At 61.9% G+C, this 17,959-nt stretch carries 13 protein-coding genes and 2 tRNA genes; 13 read left to right on the top strand and 2 right to left on the bottom strand.

Going from position 1 to position 17,959, the window contains the following annotated elements; all coding sequences use genetic code 11:
* Positions 1 to 47: 47 nt before the first annotated feature.
* The 7 genes from AAGW05_RS10545 to AAGW05_RS10515 all read left to right on the top strand — a co-directional run bounded on the left by AAGW05_RS10545 (position 48) and on the right by AAGW05_RS10515 (position 5,701).
* Positions 48 to 121 (top strand) — tRNA-Gly (locus AAGW05_RS10545).
* A gap of 200 nt (positions 122 to 321) precedes the next feature.
* Positions 322 to 394 (top strand) — tRNA-Pro (locus tag AAGW05_RS10540).
* Between the two features lie 89 nt (positions 395 to 483).
* Complete coding sequence (gene tig / locus AAGW05_RS10535) at positions 484 to 1,857, top strand: trigger factor (protein ID WP_411804469.1); 1,374 nt, start codon at positions 484 to 486, stop codon at positions 1,855 to 1,857.
* A 288-nt stretch (positions 1,858 to 2,145) separates the two neighbouring features.
* Positions 2,146 to 2,766 (top strand): ATP-dependent Clp protease proteolytic subunit, encoded by a 621-nt coding sequence (locus AAGW05_RS10530; protein WP_411804468.1) that lies wholly within the window; start codon positions 2,146 to 2,148, stop codon positions 2,764 to 2,766.
* 42 nt (positions 2,767 to 2,808) lie between these two features.
* On the top strand, positions 2,809 to 3,483 hold the full coding sequence (locus tag AAGW05_RS10525; protein ID WP_411804467.1) for an ATP-dependent Clp protease proteolytic subunit: 675 nt from the start codon (positions 2,809 to 2,811) through the stop codon (positions 3,481 to 3,483).
* 190 nt (positions 3,484 to 3,673) lie between these two features.
* A complete protein-coding gene (gene clpX / locus AAGW05_RS10520) occupies positions 3,674 to 4,960 on the top strand; it encodes an ATP-dependent Clp protease ATP-binding subunit ClpX (RefSeq protein WP_411804465.1) in 1,287 nt (428 codons plus the stop codon).
* A 114-nt stretch (positions 4,961 to 5,074) separates the two neighbouring features.
* Entirely contained in the window at positions 5,075 to 5,701 is a 627-nt protein-coding gene (locus AAGW05_RS10515; protein ID WP_411804464.1) for a DsbA family protein, read from the top strand.
* Between the two features lie 410 nt (positions 5,702 to 6,111).
* On the opposite strand, the gene valS is transcribed toward AAGW05_RS10515, so the two are convergent.
* The gene (gene valS, locus AAGW05_RS10510; RefSeq protein ID WP_411804463.1) at positions 6,112 to 8,733 is read right to left on the bottom strand and encodes a valine--tRNA ligase; all 2,622 of its coding nucleotides are present in this window, start codon (positions 8,731 to 8,733) and stop codon (positions 6,112 to 6,114) included.
* Positions 8,734 to 9,083: 350 nt separating this feature from the next.
* Here valS and AAGW05_RS10505 point away from each other — a divergent pair, with 350 nt between their 5' ends.
* From AAGW05_RS10505 to ndk, 6 genes are all read left to right on the top strand, one after another.
* Positions 9,084 to 9,431 carry a DUF488 domain-containing protein gene (locus AAGW05_RS10505; protein ID WP_411804462.1) on the top strand — a complete coding sequence of 116 codons (348 nt, stop codon included), beginning with the start codon at positions 9,084 to 9,086 and terminating at the stop codon, positions 9,429 to 9,431.
* A 711-nt stretch (positions 9,432 to 10,142) separates the two neighbouring features.
* A complete protein-coding gene (locus tag AAGW05_RS10500; protein WP_411804461.1) occupies positions 10,143 to 10,898 on the top strand; it encodes an SDR family oxidoreductase in 756 nt (251 codons plus the stop codon).
* A gap of 323 nt (positions 10,899 to 11,221) precedes the next feature.
* Positions 11,222 to 14,512 (top strand): isoleucine--tRNA ligase, encoded by a 3,291-nt coding sequence (gene ileS, locus AAGW05_RS10495; protein ID WP_411804460.1) that lies wholly within the window; start codon positions 11,222 to 11,224, stop codon positions 14,510 to 14,512.
* Positions 14,513 to 15,895, top strand: coding sequence for a bifunctional folylpolyglutamate synthase/dihydrofolate synthase (locus AAGW05_RS10490; RefSeq protein ID WP_411804459.1), 1,383 nt, complete (start codon positions 14,513 to 14,515; stop codon positions 15,893 to 15,895).
* 1 nt (position 15,896) lies between these two features.
* Entirely contained in the window at positions 15,897 to 16,343 is a 447-nt protein-coding gene (locus tag AAGW05_RS10485; RefSeq protein ID WP_411804458.1) for a DUF4233 domain-containing protein, read from the top strand.
* A 42-nt stretch (positions 16,344 to 16,385) separates the two neighbouring features.
* Positions 16,386 to 16,802 (top strand): nucleoside-diphosphate kinase, encoded by a 417-nt coding sequence (gene ndk / locus AAGW05_RS10480; protein WP_411804457.1) that lies wholly within the window; start codon positions 16,386 to 16,388, stop codon positions 16,800 to 16,802.
* Positions 16,803 to 16,963: 161 nt separating this feature from the next.
* Here the strand turns inward: ndk and AAGW05_RS10475 are convergent, their stop codons facing one another.
* Entirely contained in the window at positions 16,964 to 17,599 is a 636-nt protein-coding gene (locus AAGW05_RS10475) for a vitamin K epoxide reductase family protein (RefSeq protein ID WP_411804456.1), read from the bottom strand.
* Between the last annotated feature and the right edge of the window lie 360 nt (positions 17,600 to 17,959).

Genomic DNA, 17,959 nt, shown 5'->3' with positions numbered 1-17,959 from the left:
GTGTTACGGAGTTGATCCGGCGAAAGCCCGCAACAGCCCCAGAACATGGGGGCGTAGCTTAGTGGTAAAGCCTCAGTCTTCCAAACTGATGATGCGGGTTCGATTCCCGTCGCCCCCTCCAAGTATCAAGGAACCCCGGTCATCTGGCCGGGGTTTTTGCTTTTCGCTGCCCCGGTTTCCGCGGGAGAGGGCATCGCCCGGCGGTGTCCGGCGTCGGGCCTGGAAATCGCCGCATTGCGCGCATCGGCACGCGAAAAGCCGCACATGGATGGCCGATTGTGCATCTGGGAACTTTTGCCCGTAGACTGTTCCGGGCAACTACGGGGCGTAGCGTAGTGGCTAGCGCGCCTGCTTTGGGAGCAGGAGACCGCAGGTTCGAGTCCTGTCGCCCCGACTTCAGCATTATCCGGATCACGTTTGGTCAGTGACTGCCCATGTGCTGGGCCCTAATATCCATCAACAGACCATCAGGAGTACCACGCCGTGAAGAGCGCTGTCGAAAACCTCACACCCACTCGGGTAAAGCTCGATGTTGAGGTTTCCTTTGAGGAATTGAAGCCCAGCATCACTGAGGCTTATACGACAATCGGTGCACAGGTGCAGGTACCTGGCTTCCGTAAGGGCAAGGTCCCGAACACGCTGATCGATCAGCGTGTTGGCCGTGGCTACGTTCTGGAAACGGCAATCAACTCCGGCCTGAACGGCTGGTACCAGGAAGCTGTTGTCGAGAACAAGCTCATTCCCTTGAGCCGTCCCGAGGTTGAAATCACCGAGGTTCCGGACCCCACAGGCACCGATGGTGTGGTCAAGTTCCACGTTGAGCTGGACATCCGCCCCGAGATTGAACTGCCTGACTACGCCGGCATCGAGGTTGAGGTTGCCGCTGTTGAGGCATCCGAGGAAGACACCGTCAAGGCCCTGGATGAACTCCGCGGTCGCTTCGGCACCCTGAAGGCTGAAGACCGCCCGGCAGTCGAGGGTGACTTCCTCACCATCGACATCGCCGCCAAGATCGACGACGTCGAGGTCGACTCCGCAACGGATCTGTCCTACCAGATCGGTGCCGGCAACATGCTGGACGGCCTGGACGAGGCAGCAACCGGCCTGTCCGCCGGCGAAGAAGCCATCTTCAGCACCAAGCTTGCCGGTGGCGAGCACGCAGGCGAAGAAGCCCAGGTCACCGTCAAGGTTTCCTCCGTGAAGGTCCGGGAACTGCCCGAGGCAAACGATGACTTCGCACAGCTGGCTTCCGAATTCGACACCATTGCCGAACTGAAGGAAGACCTGGCCAAGCAGGCTGCCGAGTCCAAGACTGTCGAGCAGGGTGTTGAGGCCCGCGACAAGGTCCTCGAGAAGCTCGTTGAGCTCGTCGAGGTTCCCGTCCCGGACTCCGTGGTCGCTGACCAGCTGGAGCAGCACTTCAAGCCGGAGAACTCACACGGCGCCGAAGAGCACGACACCGAAGATCACCGCGCAGAAGTCAAGGAAAACACCGAGAAGGCGTTCCGCAACGAGATCATCCTCGATGCCATCGCCGAGAAGGAAGAGATCGGCGTCAGCCAGGCTGAACTGATCGACTACATCGTTTCCTCGGCCAGCCAGTACGGCATGGACCCGAACCAGTTCGCACAGATGCTCGATTCCTCGGGCCAGGTCAACATGATTGTTGGCGAAGTCCGCCGCCGCAAGGCCCTTGCCGCTGTTCTGGGCAAGGCAACAGTCAAGGACTCCGACGGTGCCGTCGTGGACCTGACCGACTTCGTGTCAGTTTCTTCCGACGAAGAAGAAGAGATTGTTGGCGAGGACGAGGTCATCGAACCTACTGCAGTGACCGATCCGGGCGAAGTCCGCATCTAACTGACTCCCCTCCGAGGGGGTAGTGAAGTCTTTCAAGCCGTTGCCGGCTCCTTGAACAAGGGGCCGGCAACGGCTTTTTAAGCACAGGGCGCAATCATGTTCTTGATGCTTCGCGGCCCCGGATTTATTCCCCCTCCCGTGCGTATTCGGGTATCGTGCGCCTACAGCGAACAGTGTCCGGATGGGCACCAAGGAGCCGCCAAATAGGGCTACTGTCCAAGTAGTGAACATTAGTGATGGTCACGTTGGGCACGCCCAACGGGCCACACGAAGGAGAGGTAAACCACCATGGCACAGCACACCACCCCCACGATGGCCAGCGCGGACCCGTCCGGATCGGACCAGTACATTTATAACCGCCTGCTCAAGGAACGCATCATTTGGCTGGGGTCCGAGGTTCGCGACGACAACGCCAATCTGATCTGCTCGCAGCTCCTACTGCTCTCGGCCGAGGATCCTGAAAAGGACATCTTCCTTTACATCAACTCACCCGGCGGTTCGGTGACTGCTGGCATGGCTATCTACGACACCATGGAGTTCATCCCGAACGACGTCGTCACTGTCGCCACCGGCTTGGCAGCCTCCATGGGGCAGTTCCTGCTCTCCTCCGGCACCAAGGGCAAGCGCTACGCGACGCCCAACGCACGCATCCTCATGCACCAGCCCTCAGGCGGCATTGGTGGAACGGCGTCGGACATTAAGATCCAGGCCGAACTGATCCTGCACATGAAGAAGGTCATGGCCGAACTGACGGCCGAGCAGACGGGGCAGACGATTGAGAAGATCCTGGTCGATAACGACCGCGACAAGTGGTTCACGGCCACGGAAGCGCTGGAATATGGCTTCTTCGACAAGATTGCCCGCCACGCAGGAACCGTTGCCGGTGGCGGCGGAACCAACGCCAAGTAAAGCAACGCCAAAGAAAATCTTAGATTTCAGGAGCAACCAGACATGACTTACAACTTTGGCAGCACAGCGTTTGGCCGCACTGCCGGCAACCTGCCCACCAGCCGCTACGTGCTTCCCCAGTTCGAGGAGCGCACACCCTACGGCTTCAAACGCCAGGACCCGTACACGAAGCTCTTTGAGGACAGGATCATTTTCCTGGGTGTCCAGGTTGATGACGCATCGGCCGACGACGTCATGGCACAGCTGCTTGTGCTGGAAGCCGACGACACCGACCGCGACATCACGCTGTACATCAACTCTCCCGGCGGATCGTTCACGGCCATGACGGCCATTTACGACACCATGCAGTTCATCCGTCCGGAAATCCAGACGGTCTGCCTGGGCCAGGCAGCCTCCGCGGCCGCTGTGCTGCTCGCGGCCGGTGCCCCCGGCAAGCGCCTGGCACTGCCGAACGCCCGCGTGCTGATCCACCAGCCGGCACTCTCCGGCGGCCAGGGCGGCCAGGCCTCAGACCTGGAGATCCAGGCCAACGAGGTCATGCGCATGCGTGAATGGCTCGAGAACACCCTTGCCGACCACTCCGGCCGCACGCCTGAGCAGGTCAGCAATGACATCGAGCGCGACAACATCCTGACGGCCGCGCAGGCCAAGGACTACGGCCTGATCGACGAGGTGCTGGCACCGCGCAAGATCAAGCCCGCAGCCATCACGCGCTAAACAGCCTGAAGCAACGCCGGGGCAGGGGATAAGGAAAATCCCTTGTTCCGGCGTTTGTCTTCCACTCAATGTCCATGCCGTGGCTTAGAGTGGAATGTAACTCGTAGGACGTTCTCCGGCACCGGCCGGGAACTAACAAGTTTCAGAGATAATTACGCCGCCGGCGGGTTATTCGCGGAAGGACACATCAATGGCCAGGATCGGCGAAAGCACAGATCTGCTGAAGTGTTCCTTCTGTGGAAAAAGCCAGAAGCAGGTTCGCAAGCTGATAGCCGGACCCGGCGTCTACATTTGCGACGAATGCATTGAATTGTGCAATGAGATCATCGACGAGGAACTGGCCGAAGTGGCCGACCTTGACGCCTTTGAACTGCCCAAGCCGCGTGAGATCTTTAACTTCCTGCAGGAATACGTCATCGGCCAGGAGCCCGCCAAGCGGTCCCTGGCGGTTGCCGTGTACAACCATTACAAGCGCATCCAGTCCGGGCACGCCGTCAAGTCGAACACCATTTCCTCCGGCATCCACGATGAAGTTGAGATCGCCAAGTCAAACATTCTGCTGGTCGGTCCCACCGGGTGCGGCAAGACCTACCTGGCGCAGACCCTTGCCCGGCGCCTGAACGTGCCCTTCGCCGTCGCCGACGCCACGGCCCTCACCGAGGCCGGCTACGTGGGTGAGGACGTTGAAAACATCCTGCTCAAGCTGATCCAGGCCGCCGATTTTGACATTAAAAAGGCTGAGCAGGGCATCATCTACATTGACGAGATCGACAAGATTTCACGCAAGTCCGAAAACCCCTCCATCACCCGTGACGTTTCCGGTGAAGGCGTGCAGCAGGCATTGCTGAAGATCCTTGAAGGCACCGTAGCATCGGTGCCGCCGCAGGGCGGGCGCAAGCACCCGCACCAGGAATTCATCCAGATCGACACCACCAATGTGCTGTTCATTGTTGCGGGGGCCTTCGCCGGACTGGAGGAGATCATCGGGTCCCGTGCGGGCAAGAAGGGCATCGGCTTTGGTGCCCCGCTGAGCGCACTGAAGCAGACGGAGGCAAGCTATGCAGACGTCATGCCCGAAGACCTGCTCAAGTTTGGCCTGATTCCGGAGTTCATTGGCCGCCTGCCAGTCATCACGACCGTCACACAGCTTGACCGCACGGCCCTGATCCAGATCCTGACCGAGCCCAAGAACGCACTCGTCAAGCAGTATCAAAAGATGTTCACGCTGGACGGCGTCGACCTTGAGTTTGATGAGGAGGCACTGAGCGCCATCGCCGACCTCGCACTGGCCCGGGGGACAGGCGCCCGTGGCCTGCGCGCCATCCTCGAAGAGGTTCTCCAGCCCGTCATGTTCGACCTGCCCAGCCGTGAGGACATAGCCACGGTTGTCATTACCGCCGACGCAGTGGGCAAGAAAGCGGAGCCCACACTCATAGCGCACGAGGTCATTGCCAAGCGCCGGAACAAGTCCGCCTAATCCCTGCCGGTCTGCTGCTTGGTGCGGAATAGATTCTCTGTGTCGCCTGTTACGCACTATGAGGGTGCAAACCCACCTAGCCTACGATTCCAAGCCCCATATAGGAGATTAGTCGTGTCCGAAAGTCTTGAAGTTGTCACTGAAACAGCGGATTTCTGGTTTGATCCCACCTGCCCCTTCGCCTGGGTCACCTCCAGATGGATTGGCGAAGTTGAGCAGGTCCGCAACATCAATGTGGACTGGCACGTCATGAGCCTCTCGGTTCTCAACGAAAACAATGAGGACCTCCCGGCCGAATACAAGGAGCACATAGCCAAGGCATGGGGACCTGTCAGGGTCATCACCGCGGCGGTTGCAGCCCACGGCAAGGAATTCATCAAGCCCCTGTACGACGCCATGGGCTCGCAGATCCACAACAACGGCAACAAGGACCTGGGCGACGTCATCGCCAAGTCACTTGCCGAGGTTGGCCTGCCCGCCGAGCTTGCAGCCGCCGCGACCACCGACGCCTACGACGTTGCGCTGCGCGCAAGCCACAACGAGGGCATCAGCCAGGTTGGCCAAGACGTGGGAACGCCCGTCGTTGCCTTCAACGGCACAGCATTCTTTGGCCCCGTCATCACCCGTATTCCGCGTGGCGAGGACGCAGGCAGGTTGTGGGATGCCACAGTGACACTGGCCAGCTTCCCGTACTTCTTCGAGATCAAGCGCAGCCGCACAGAGTACCCCCAGTTCGACTAGGGTTCGTGCCGGAAAAAAGACGAAGTTTCCTGCCGCCAAGGCTTGTTTTGCCTTGGCGGCAGGAGCATACTTGTTCTTACCCAATCCGCCAAGGAAAGGGCTGGAAGGCACCAGAAATTCAGTGGCCGAACCGCTTGATAGTAGAGTCACCGTTTCGGCGGGATACTCGAAAAGGTTCATTGGCACCGGTGACGCGGTGAAGGGTCCTGAAACTCAATGGCAGCTCTCCAGGCCGCCAACGTCACGTAGCGGCATGAAAGCCGAAGCCCCACCGACGGCAATGTAGCCGATGGGGCTTCCCCTTTGCCGAAAAACTTTTCCCCACCCAATGGAACCGGCCCGCAGAAAACGCCGAAAATCACGTCAAAAGTGTGAATTTTCGCCGTTGTCTGCGGGCCAGTCTGTTTAAGCTAAGCCTGCGCGGGCTCCTCGGCCGGCGCCAGCACGACGTCGGACACGGTGAGTTCGCCTTCGCCAACGCGAACGGTCAGCTCCAGCGCGTTGGCTGCAGCCTTGAGGTCGCCCAGGCCTGCGGCAAGCTGTGCTGCCTGAACCTCGCCAGCGGTCACAGTCGCGGAGAGCACCTGGGTGCGCTGCTTGACCTTGGCCTCCGACTTGGCCTTGCGGATGCCGCTGAGCGCGTCCCCGACCGTCGCGAGCAAGGAGGTGTCGCCGTCGTCCACGGAAACGGCGGCGGGCCACGGTGCGCGGTGCACCGAACCGGCACGCCACCAGCTCCACACTTCCTCCGTTGCAAAAGGCAAGAAGGGTGCGAACAGGCGCAGCAGCGAGTCGAGCGTGGTGGCGAGGGCGGCAAGCACCGAGGCCTGCCCCTCCTCGCCGGAAGCACCGTAAGCGCGGTCCTTGATGAGCTCGACGTAGTCGTCGGTGAAGTGCCAGAAGAAGCTCTCGGTGATCTGTAGGGCCTTGGCGTAGTCGTACTTTTCAAACGCGGAGCTTGAAGCCTTCACGACCTCCGCCAGCTGGGCCAGCAGCGCACGGTCCAGCGGGTTCCTCAGCTCTGCGCTGTCCGCGGTGAGCACGTTGGACTCCGTGGCGCCAAGGTTCAGCACGAACTTTGAGGCGTTCAGGAGCTTGATGGCCAGGCGGCGGCCGATCTTCATCTGCGCAATCTCGTACGCCGTGTCGGCGCCGAGCTTGGCGGAGGCTGCCCAGTAGCGGACGGCGTCGGCACCGAAGTCGTTGAGCACGTCGGTGGGGACCACCACGTTGCCCTTGGACTTGGACATCTTCTTGCGGTCAGGGTCAAGGATCCAGCCGGAGATGGCGGCATGCTTCCACGGGGCGCTACCTTGGAGGGCGTCGGCACGCACTGCGGAGGAGAACAGCCAGGTACGGATGATGTCGTGGCCCTGCGGACGCAGATCGAACGGGTACACGGTGGAGAACAAGTCCTCGTCCACGCCCCAGCCGCCCACAATTTGCGGGGTCAGGGAGGAGGTGGCCCAGGTGTCGAGCACGTCGGCATCGCCCACGAAGCCGCCGGCCACGTTGCGCTGGTCCTCGGTGTACCCCGGGGCCGCATCCGCTGCGGGGTCAACCGGCAGCATCTCGGTGGTGGGCAGGATCGGGTGGTCGTAATCAGGGTTCGCGTCGGCATCTAGCGGGTACCACACGGGAACCGGCACGCCGAAGAAGCGCTGGCGGGACACGAGCCAGTCCCCGTTCAGGCCCGAGATCCAGTTGTCGTAACGTGAGCGCATGAACGCGGGGTGGAACTCGATTTCCTTGCCGCGGCTGATCAGCTTCTCGCGCCGGTCCTCGTCGCGGCCGCCGTTGCGGATGTACCACTGGCGTGAGGAGACGATCTCCAGGGGCTTGTCGCCCTTTTCGAAGAAGTTCACCGGGTGCATGATCTTCTTGATTTCGCCGTCGAGCAAATCAGCCTCAGAAAGCATCTCAACAACTCCTTCCTTGGCGCTGAAGACTGTCTTGCCGGCAATCTTGGCGTAGTTTTCGCGGCCTTCCTCGGTGGTGATCCACTCGGGGGTGTCACCGAGGATGCGGCCGTCACGGCCAACAATGGCACGGGCGGGCAGCTGCAGTTCACGCCACCAGATGACGTCGGTCAGGTCGCCGAAGGTGCAGACCATGGCGATGCCCGATCCTTTGTCGGCCTTGGCCAGGGCGTGCGGGCGGACCTCGACGTCGACGCCGAACAGGGGTGAGGTGACCTTCTTGCCGAACAGCGGCTTGTAACGCTCGTCGTCAGGGTTGGCGACCAGGGCCGAGCAGGCGGCCAGGAGTTCCGGGCGCGTGGTCTCGATGTAGATCTTGGTGCCGTCTTCGGCGTAGAACGGGTAGCGGTAGTACGCGCCGGGCATTTCGCGGTCTTCAAGCTCCGCCTGGGCAACAGCCGTGCGGAAGGTGACATCCCACAGGGTGGGTGCCTCGGCCATGTAGGCGTCGCCGGCGGTCAGGTTTTCAAGGAAACCGCGCTGGGACACTGCACGTGAGTGCTCGTCAATGGTCCTGTACGTCAGGTCCCAGTCAACGGACAGGCCCAAGGTTTGGAAGAGGTGCTCGAAGACCTTCTCGTCCTCAACGGCCAGTTCTTCACACAGCTCGATGAAGTTCCTGCGTGAGACGACATCGAAATCACGCTGGTTCTTGGCCGGCGTCGCCGGAGCGCGGTAGTCGGCGTCGTAGGAAATCTTCGGGTCGCAGCGCACACCGTAGTAGTTCTGCACGCGGCGCTCGGTGGGCAGGCCGTTGTCGTCCCAGCCCATGGGGTAGAAGACGTTCTTGCCGTTCATGCGCTGGAAGCGGGCCAGCACGTCAGTCTGCGTGTAGGAGAACATGTGACCAACATGCAGGGAACCGGAGGCCGTGGGCGGGGGAGTGTCAATGGAGTACACCTGCTCACGGGTGGTCTCACGATCAAACTTGTAGGTGCCCTCTTCGAGCCAGCGCTTGGTCAGGGACTCCTCGAGACCCTCCAGGACGGGCTTATCGGGAACGTTGCTTGTGGTGGGTGCGGGCGTGTCTGTGCCCGGAATGATTTCAGCCATGCGGCAATTCTTTCATGAGTTGGTGCCGATACCGGATTCGGCATTAGTGGGTGGGTGGAGTTTCCGGAAAATGCTGTGAAAATATGGGAAATGGCGGAGCTGGAATGGGGCGGGATCGAACCCGAAAGTGCCGGGTACGCCGCCCGCACGCTGACGCTCTATGGGCGCCCGACGGCGGTGGCGGAAAACGGGCCATGCGTATCTACACGCCCAAGGGTGTGTCCTGTTGTGCGTTGAACTCGCAGTCGGCACAGGCGCAGAACAGTGTTGTGCGCCAAGACCGCCACCAATTCAACGCACAACGGGGCATTCGCACGCCTTGTCATCGGCTGTGGGGCTATGATGCGACTATGGGCACAGTACGGATATTGCGTGTTTATGAGGAGCCGGATCCTGGGGAGTTCAGGGTCCTGGTGGACAGGCTGTGGCCGCGCGGGGTCAGCAAGGACAGGATCGACCGCTGGCTCAAGGACGTGGCTCCCAGCGCCGAAGTCCGTAATGCCTTTGGCCACGTGCCGGAGCATTTCGAGGCGTTTGTCCGGGACTACACGGCGGAGCTGAAGGCCAATGCGGCCGTGGACCAACTGCGCGTGCTGGCGGCTTCCCACGAAAAAGTTGTCCTGCTCTATGGAGCCAGGGACCACCAGCAAAACCAGGCCGCCGTGCTGTTAGATTTCCTCCAGAGCACCGCAGGTTAGATGGGCCGTAGGAGCCACGCCACGACGATGATCGACAGCGATTTCCCCGTCGTCCCGGCGTCCGTCAAGGAAAAGAATCGGGAGCTGGCAGCAGTGATTCGTCAGAATCCGGAGGTCTTTGAAGCATGAGTTTCCGTGGCCTTGGGAAACCTTTCGGTTCAATCACCGGGATCACTGTGGCACAGGACAAGTTCGCGAAACCAGACGTGGTGATTTCAACGGACGGTGGCCTCCTTCTGGGATTGGAGGCAAAGTTGGCCCTTGGGCTGAGTCGGGAGCAGTTGCTGAGTCGGGAGCAGTTGGCGAAGGAAAGTGCCGCGGTCGACTATTTGTACCTCGTGGTTTTGGACCGCATGGATGTGCCCTCTCACCTGGGGGTCTTGTCCGTGGGGTCTTCCTCTGGAGCGAGCTGATCGACGCTTTCCCGGAATCTCGACTGAATCTTGAGGACGCGGCACAAACCTCGAACGATCCAAAGCTGGTTGCACCGCGACATTTCAACTGTGCACTGCAGGGCATTTCTGTCCCCGAAGGTTGGAGCTTGGAAGCAGGCGCTGGAAACGGTGGGCGTCCATCGATCACCATCACGGCGCCCAAGTGTTCCTCCGGGCGAATTCTCATGGCGCAAAATGAGTCCAAAGATCCGGTGGCCGGAGGATCCAGGTCCAGGACCTTTTCTGAGCGGAACCCCGGGCACGCTACATTTAAACCATGTCTGAAAACAATTCCAAACACGCAGTTGTCACAGGAGCCAGCACGGGCATCGGCGCGGCCACCGTACGCAAACTCCGCTCCGAGGGATGGCACGTTGTGGCAGTGGCCCGCCGCGCCGACCGGCTTGAACGGCTGGCCGAGGAAACCGGCGCGCTGCCGTTTGCCGCTGACATCACCAAGGACGACGACGTCGCCGCCCTGGCAAGGTTCGTTGCCGAGAACGGCGGACTGGACACCCTGATCAACATTGCCGGCGGAGCCCGCGGCGCTGACAAGGTGGGCGAGGCCCGCAACGACGACTGGGAATGGATGTTCCAGGCCAATGTCATGGGCACGATGAAGATGACCAAGGCCTTCCTTCCCGCCCTGCGCGCCAACCGCCGTGGCACAGTGCTGAACCTGACCTCCACCGCCGGGCTAGTCGCCTATGAAGGCGGCGCGGGCTACAACGCGGCCAAATTCGCCCAACATGCGCTGACAAACGCACTGCGCCTGGAGGAAGTCGAAAACAACCTGCGCGTCATCGAAATTGCCCCCGGCCTGGTCCACACCGAAGAATTCGCCCTGAACCGCCTCGGCGGGGATGCGGCGGCAGCAGAAAAAATTTACCAGGGCGTTGCCGAGCCCCTCACACCGGAGGATGTGGCGGAAGTGGTGGGATACGCCGTCGGGCTTGCGCACCACATCAACCTGGACCAGATCGTCATCCGACCCGTGGCGCAGGCCGCCAACCACAAGCTCATCCGCGCCTAGCAGTTCCCGGACTGCGTGCTGGCATTCCAAACAGCAGCAGATGCGATGAAAATGCCGGTTTCATCGCATCTTCTGCTGTTTGGAAGTGGGGGCGGATGTATCCGGTAGAATAGTCAACAAAGCGTTGACCCGGCCATCACCGGTGAGCTTCCGGAAGAACACGCCACCACAACGGCGCCAGTAGAACCGGACGGGTAAGCCCGTCACAGCAGCTAATGAGCGGCCGGACCTGGCATAAAAACCAGGGTCGGTAAGCGAGGTGGTACCGCGGCGCAAGCCGTCCTTGCATCCTGAACCAGTTCGCCCACCACCAGGATGATGTGATGACCCACTTCCCGAAGGCCTCCGCCGCCGCCGGCCTCCACGCCGAATCCAAGCACGTTCCCTCCTCCGTGAATTTTCCGAAGGTGGAAGAACTCGTCCTGAAGTACTGGGATGAAGACGGCACCTTCCAAGCCAGCATTGACGCCCGCGACGCCGGCGCCGACGGGTCCAACGAATTCGTCTTCTACGACGGCCCGCCCTTCGCCAACGGCCTGCCCCACTACGGACACCTGCTCACCGGCTACGCCAAGGACCTCGTGGCCCGCTACCAGACACAGCGCGGCCGCCGCGTGGAGCGCCGCTTCGGCTGGGACACGCACGGTTTGCCCGCCGAACTGGAAGCCATGAAGCAGCTGGGCATGACGGACAAGGCGCAGATCGAGGCCATGGGCATCGACAAATTCAACGACGCCTGCCGCGCCTCCGTCATGAAGTACGCCGGCGAATGGCAGGAATATGTCACCCGCCAGGCCCGCTGGGTCGACTTTGAGAACGATTACAAGACGCTCAACGTCGAGTACATGGAGTCCGTGCTCTGGGCGTTCAAGCAGCTCCACACGAAGGGTCTGACCTACAACGGCTACCGAGTGCTGCCTTACTGCTGGAAGGATGAGACGCCGCTGTCCAACCACGAGCTGCGCATGGACGATGACGTCTACAAGGACCGCCAGGATGCGACCGTCACCGTCACCTTCCCGATCCTCGCCGGCGAATCGGCACTGTCCCAGGAGCTGGCCGGCGTTGCCGCAATCGCCTGGACCACCACGCCTTGGACCCTGCCCACCAACCAGGCCCTCGCGGTCGGGCCCAAGGTCAGCTACGCCGTCGTGCCCGTTGGCCCGAATGGGGCCGCCCTGGGCGCCACGGGGGAGAAGTTCCTCCTCGCCGCAGACCTCGTCGGCGCCCACGCGAAGGATTTGGGGTACGACGACGCTGCTGCCGCGACTGCCGCCGTCGCCGCAACGTACACCGGTGCCGAGCTTGAGGGCCTGAAGTACGAGCCGCTGTGGGACTATTTCGCCGACGACGAAAAGTACGGCACGGCCAAGTCATGGCAGTTCCTGGTCGCCGACTACGTGACAACCACCGACGGTACGGGCATCGTCCACCAGGCACCGGCCTACGGTGAAGAGGATCAGAAGGTCTGCGAGCAGTACGGCATCCCCGTGGTCCTCTCGGTCGATGAGGGCGCGAACTTCCTGCCCGTCTTCGCCGAAGGCCCGCTGAGCGAGATCGCCGGGGTTCAGGTCTTCGACGCCAACAAGACCATCACCCGCGTGGTCAAGAATGCCGGACGCTTGGTCCGCCAGGCCAGCTATGTGCACAGCTACCCGCACTGCTGGCGCTGCCGCACACCGTTGATCTACCGAGCCATCTCCTCCTGGTACGTGGAAGTCACCGCGTTCAAGGACCGCATGGTCGAGCTGAACCAGGACATCAACTGGATCCCCGGCAACGTCAAGGACGGCCAGTTCGGCAAGTGGCTGGCCAACGCCCGCGACTGGTCCATCAGCCGCAACAGGTACTGGGGCAGCCCCATCCCCGTGTGGCAGTCCGATGACCCCGAATACCCGCGCACCGACGTGTACGGCTCACTCGCCGAAATGCAGGCCGACTTTGGCCGCCTGCCCGTGAACAACGAGGGCGAGGTAGACCTGCACCGCCCGTTCATCGACGAGCTGACACGCCCCAACCCGGATGACCCGCGCACCCCCGAAGAAGGCCAGTCCACCATGCGCCGCGTCGAGGACGTGCTCGATGTCTGGTTCGATTCCGGCTCCATGCCGTACGCGCAGGTGCACTACCCGTTCGAAAACGAGAACTGGTTCGGCACGCACAACCCGGCCGATTTCATCGTCGAGTACATCGGACAGACCCGCGGCTGGTTCTACATGCTGCACATCCTCTCCACCGCACTCTTTGACCGCCCGGCGTTCAGGAACGTCATCAGCCACGGCATCGTGCTGGGCTCCGACGGGGCGAAGATGTCCAAGTCGCTGCGCAACTACCCGGACGTCTCAGAGGTCCTTGACCGCGACGGCTCCGACGCCATGCGCTGGTTCTTGATGTCAAGCCCCATCCTGCGCGGTGGCAACCTTGTGGTCACCGAACAGGGCATCCGCGACGGCGTCCGCCAGGTCATCCTGCCCCTGTGGAACGTGTACAGCTTCTTCACCCTGTACGCCAACACGGCCAACGGCGGGGCCGGTTACGATGCGAAGCTGCGCTACGACGGCTATTCCGATCCCATGGACAACTACCTGCTGGCCAACACCGGTGATTTGGTCCGCGAGGTCACTGCCAAGCTTGACGACTACGACGTATCGGGCGCCTGCGAATCCCTGCGCCTCTACTTCGACATGCTCACCAACTGGTACGTCCGCCGCAGCCGCAGCCGCTTCTTCGACGAGAATGAAGACGCCTTCGACGCCCTCTACACAGCACTTGAAACTGTGTGCCGCGTGGCCGCCTCGCTGCTGCCGCTTGTCACGGAGGAAATCTGGCGCGGCCTCACCGGCGGGCGCTCCGTACACCTGACCGACTGGCCCAACGCCGACCTCTTCGTCTCAAACGCGGCACTGGTTCAGCAGATGGATAGGATCCAGCAGGTCTGCTCCACGGGCTCCAGCCTCCGCAAGGCTGCAAAGCTGCGCGTGCGCCTGCCCCTGCAGGAACTGACGGTTGTGACAGAGAATGCGGCGCTGTTGAACGACGGCGCGGCCATCGTCGCGGAGGAGCTCAACATCCGTTCCGTGCGTTTCGTTGACGCAGCCGATGCAACGCCGGAGGAATTCGGCATCAGCCAGAAGCTGGTTGTCAACGCCCGTGCAGCTGGCCCGCGCCTGGGCAAGAACGTCCAGCTGGCCATCAAGGGCTCCAAGTCAGGGGACTGGTCCATCGCCGACGGCGTTGTGACAGCCGGCGGCCTGGCCCTGGAACCGTCCGAGTACACCCTTGAGACGGTTGTTGCAGACGCGCACGACGGCGGCGCGAGCGCAGTTGCCATGCTGCCCGGAGGCGGCTTCGTTGTGCTCAACACCGAGCTGACACCCGAGCTGGAGGCTGAAGGAACGGCACGGGACATGATCCGAGCCATCCAGCAGGCCCGCAAGGACACAGGCCTTGATGTCAGCGACAGGATCCTCACCATCGTTTGCGCACCGCAGGAGACCATCGATGCCCTGCACGCCAATGCCGAGCTCGTGAAGAGCGAAACGCTCACGCTCAAGCTCGAACTCATCCCCGGTGACGTTGAAACCGCCATCACTGTTGAACGGACCATTTCCTAAATGACTGCCAACCACGACGAATTCTCAGTCGAGAGCGTTTACGCCGAGCTCCTTGGCCGCGCCCCTGAGAACAAGATGGAGCCGCGGCTTGCACCGTTGTTCCGGGCCATGGAAATTTTGGGCGAGCCGAACAATGCGTTCCCGATCATCCACGTCACCGGTACCAACGGCAAGACGTCAACAGCGCGGATGATCGAGTGCGGCCTGCTCGCCCACGACCTCCGCACCGGCCGGTACACGAGTCCGCACCTGACAAAGGTGACCGAGCGCATCAGCATTGACGGGGCCCCCGTCAGTGACGGGACGTTCGTGCGGATCTGGGATGAAATCCGCCCCTACATTGACATGGTCGACGCCGAGCTGACAGCTGCGGGCGATCCGCGCCTGACGTACTTTGAGTGCATCACCATCTTGGCGTTCGCCATCTTCGCCGACGAGCCTGTCGACGTCGCCGTCATGGAAGTTGGTCTGGGCGGCATTACCGACGCCACGAACGTTGGCGACGGCCAGGTCGCCGTGATCACCCCCATCTCCCTTGACCACACCGAGCTGCTCGGTGACACCACCGGGCTGATCGCGCAGGAGAAGGCCGGCATCATCAAGGAAGGCGCGTTCCTGATCAGCGCCGCCCAGCCCGCCGACGCAGCCCAGGTCATCCTGGAGACGGCGCGGGAGAAGCATGCCGAGTTCCGCTTTGAGGGTGTCGAATTCGGTGTGGAGTCACGCATCGTGGCAGTTGGCGGCCAGCAGCTAGACCTGCAGGGCCTGGCCGGGCGCTACCCGGGCATCCTGCTCCCGCTGCATGGTGAACACCAGGCCCAGAACGCCGCCGTCGCCCTTGCCGCCCTTGAGGCGTTCCTTGGCGGCGGCGAAAGGGAACTGAACCTTGAGCTGGTGCAGGAGGGCTTTGCCGCCGTCACCTCGCCGGGGCGCCTGGAGGTCATGCGCACCTCGCCCACCATTGTGGTCGACGCGGCGCACAACCCCGCCGGCATTGCGGCAACCGCTGCGGCCCTGCAGGAATCCTTCGCCTTCAGCAAGCTCGTTGTGGTGCTCGGGGTCCTGGCCGAAAAGGACGCCGAGGAAATCCTGAACACCATTAAGGAGTCCTACGGTGAGGAGGCATCGGAGATCTGCCTGACCCAGTCAAACTCCCCGCGGGCCATCCCCGCGGCGGAACTGGCCGAAATGGCCGTTGACCTGGGCTGGGACGAGGAAGACGTGCACATCGCCGAGAAGCTCGACGACGCCATTGAATGGGCCGTCGAACGGGCCGAGTCCAACAACGACCTCGCAGGCGGTGTGCTGATCACCGGATCCATCACGCTCGTCGGTGAGGCCCGCATCCTGCTGGGCCGCCCCGGTGAAAAGGAAGGTGCCTAAGATGGCAAAGCTGACAAAGGCCCAGCGCGAATGGAAGCCAAACACGCCCAAGAAGGCACGCTCGACGCGAATGATGTTCGCCTCAGTCGTGCTGATGCTTGAAGCGTTCGTGGCCTTGTTCCTCGGGCTGGCCCTGTTTGGTCTGCACGGCAAGAACCCCGCCTACCTTGTGGCGGCAGCAGTCATGGCCGTGCTGTTCATTGGGGCCTGCGGCGTTATCCGCAAGTCGTGGGGACCGGCCTTTGGCTGGCTGCTGCAGCTGGCACTGATCGCCGGCGGGTTCTGGGAACCGTCAATGGTTGTTGTGGGCATCCTGTTTGCCGTGGCCTGGTGGTACGCCCTCCACACCGGATCCCGGATTGACCGCGAAAATGTGGCCCGCGCACGGGCGCAGGCCGACTGGGATGCAGCGCATCCCGACGACAGCCCGACGGCGCAAGCCAAGTAAACTGAAAAGACTGTCCTTTCCACCTAAGTTATTGGAGTTACCGTGAGCATTGAGCGCACCCTTGTCCTGATCAAGCCCGACGGCGTGGCACGCAACCTCACCGGCACCATCCTGGCCCGCATCGAGACCAAGGGCTACACCCTGGTCCAGCTCGAGATGGTCAACGCCACCCGCGAGGTCCTTGAGGCACACTACGAGGAGCACGTCGGCAAGCCGTTCTACGAGCCACTCGTTGAATTCATGCTCTCCGGCCCCATCGTTGCCGCCATCTTCGAAGGCAACAGCGTCATTGCAGGCTTCCGTTCACTGGCCGGCGCCACGGATCCCACCGTCGCAGCCCCGGGCACCATCCGCGGCGATTTCGGCCGCGACTGGGGCCTGAAGGTCCAACAGAACCTGGTCCACGGCTCGGATTCCGTTCTCTCCGCAGAGCGCGAGATCGGCATCTGGTTCGACTAGGCCTCACCTGAGTACGACGGCGGGTGCTCACCTTTCACATAGAAAGGTGAGCACCCGTCGTCGTACTTTAACCACCTCTACCGTCTATGACGCAGTTACTGCACGAAAAATGCCCCAGGAAGCGCTTTCCAGTGCAATAACTGCGTCACAGACCGTGGGGGCTAGGCGTTGGAGGGGACGATCAGGTGCATGAACCTGAAGAAGATCGAGGCCAGCGTCGCCAGGTACAGCAGGCCGACGATAACCCAGGCCCAGTCGTTGAGGAACTTTGTCAGGGCCGCCGGGGCCGCGATGGCGCCGTAGTTGAGGTTGCGCACGGTAGTGAAGACAAAAAGCGGGATCATCACGGCCCACACGATCATGCAGTAGGGGCACAGGACGGCCAGGGTGTACAGGGCCGTGAACCAGAACCAGCCCACCAGGGCCATGCCGGCGGTGAGGCCGATCTGCGTGCAGATCCAGAACCAGCGGTTCATCCGGGCGCCGGCCAGCAGGACAACACCAATGGTGACGAGGATGGCGAAGCCAACTACGCCGATGAACGGGTTGGGGAAACCGAGGATGGCAGCCTGCGGGGTCTTCATCACGTCGCCGCAGGATATCCAGGAGTTGACATCGCAACTGATCTTGGCGTCAGGGTTTGTGTACAGGTGCAGGCGCTCAAGCACCAAAGTGAACGATGCAATCCACGCTATGGCGCCAGCAATGATCAGGAACCAGCCAAACGGCTTGGCCCGGACCATGGCGGGCAGGTCCGCTTCCGCCGGGTCGGAGGTGGCAACTTTGGTGCTGGGCATGGCGTCCTACCTGTTGGAACGGTGATTGTGTCCTGATTCTAGCGTGAGATTCTTGGCGCGCCATGCGTGGAAACGCGCCGGGGCGGGGAGCGTATGAGACAATGGTTTCGGCTGATCGGCGATCCACATGCGCCCTCCAGTCCAATGGCCCGACCACGGGCCGTCCGGTGACGACGCTGCCAGTGCGTGCGGCCATCCACCGGCCGGTTTCCGCAAACCATTGGCTTTTCAGAGCTTGCGCACCCAGAAGTTGGTGCCGCCTGTGAAGTATTTAGACGACTTCCGTCAACGCCCGCGGGTGTTGGCACATCTGCCGCATTCGGGGCCTGATGTGGGGGTTCCGGGTCGGCGCGAAAGTAA

The sequence above is a fragment of the Arthrobacter sp. LAPM80 genome, from assembly GCF_046736435.1.
Lineage (GTDB): Bacteria > Actinomycetota > Actinomycetes > Actinomycetales > Micrococcaceae > Specibacter.
Note: the sequence above shows the minus strand (reverse complement) of the source record. Positions and strands in the feature narration are given on the sequence as shown.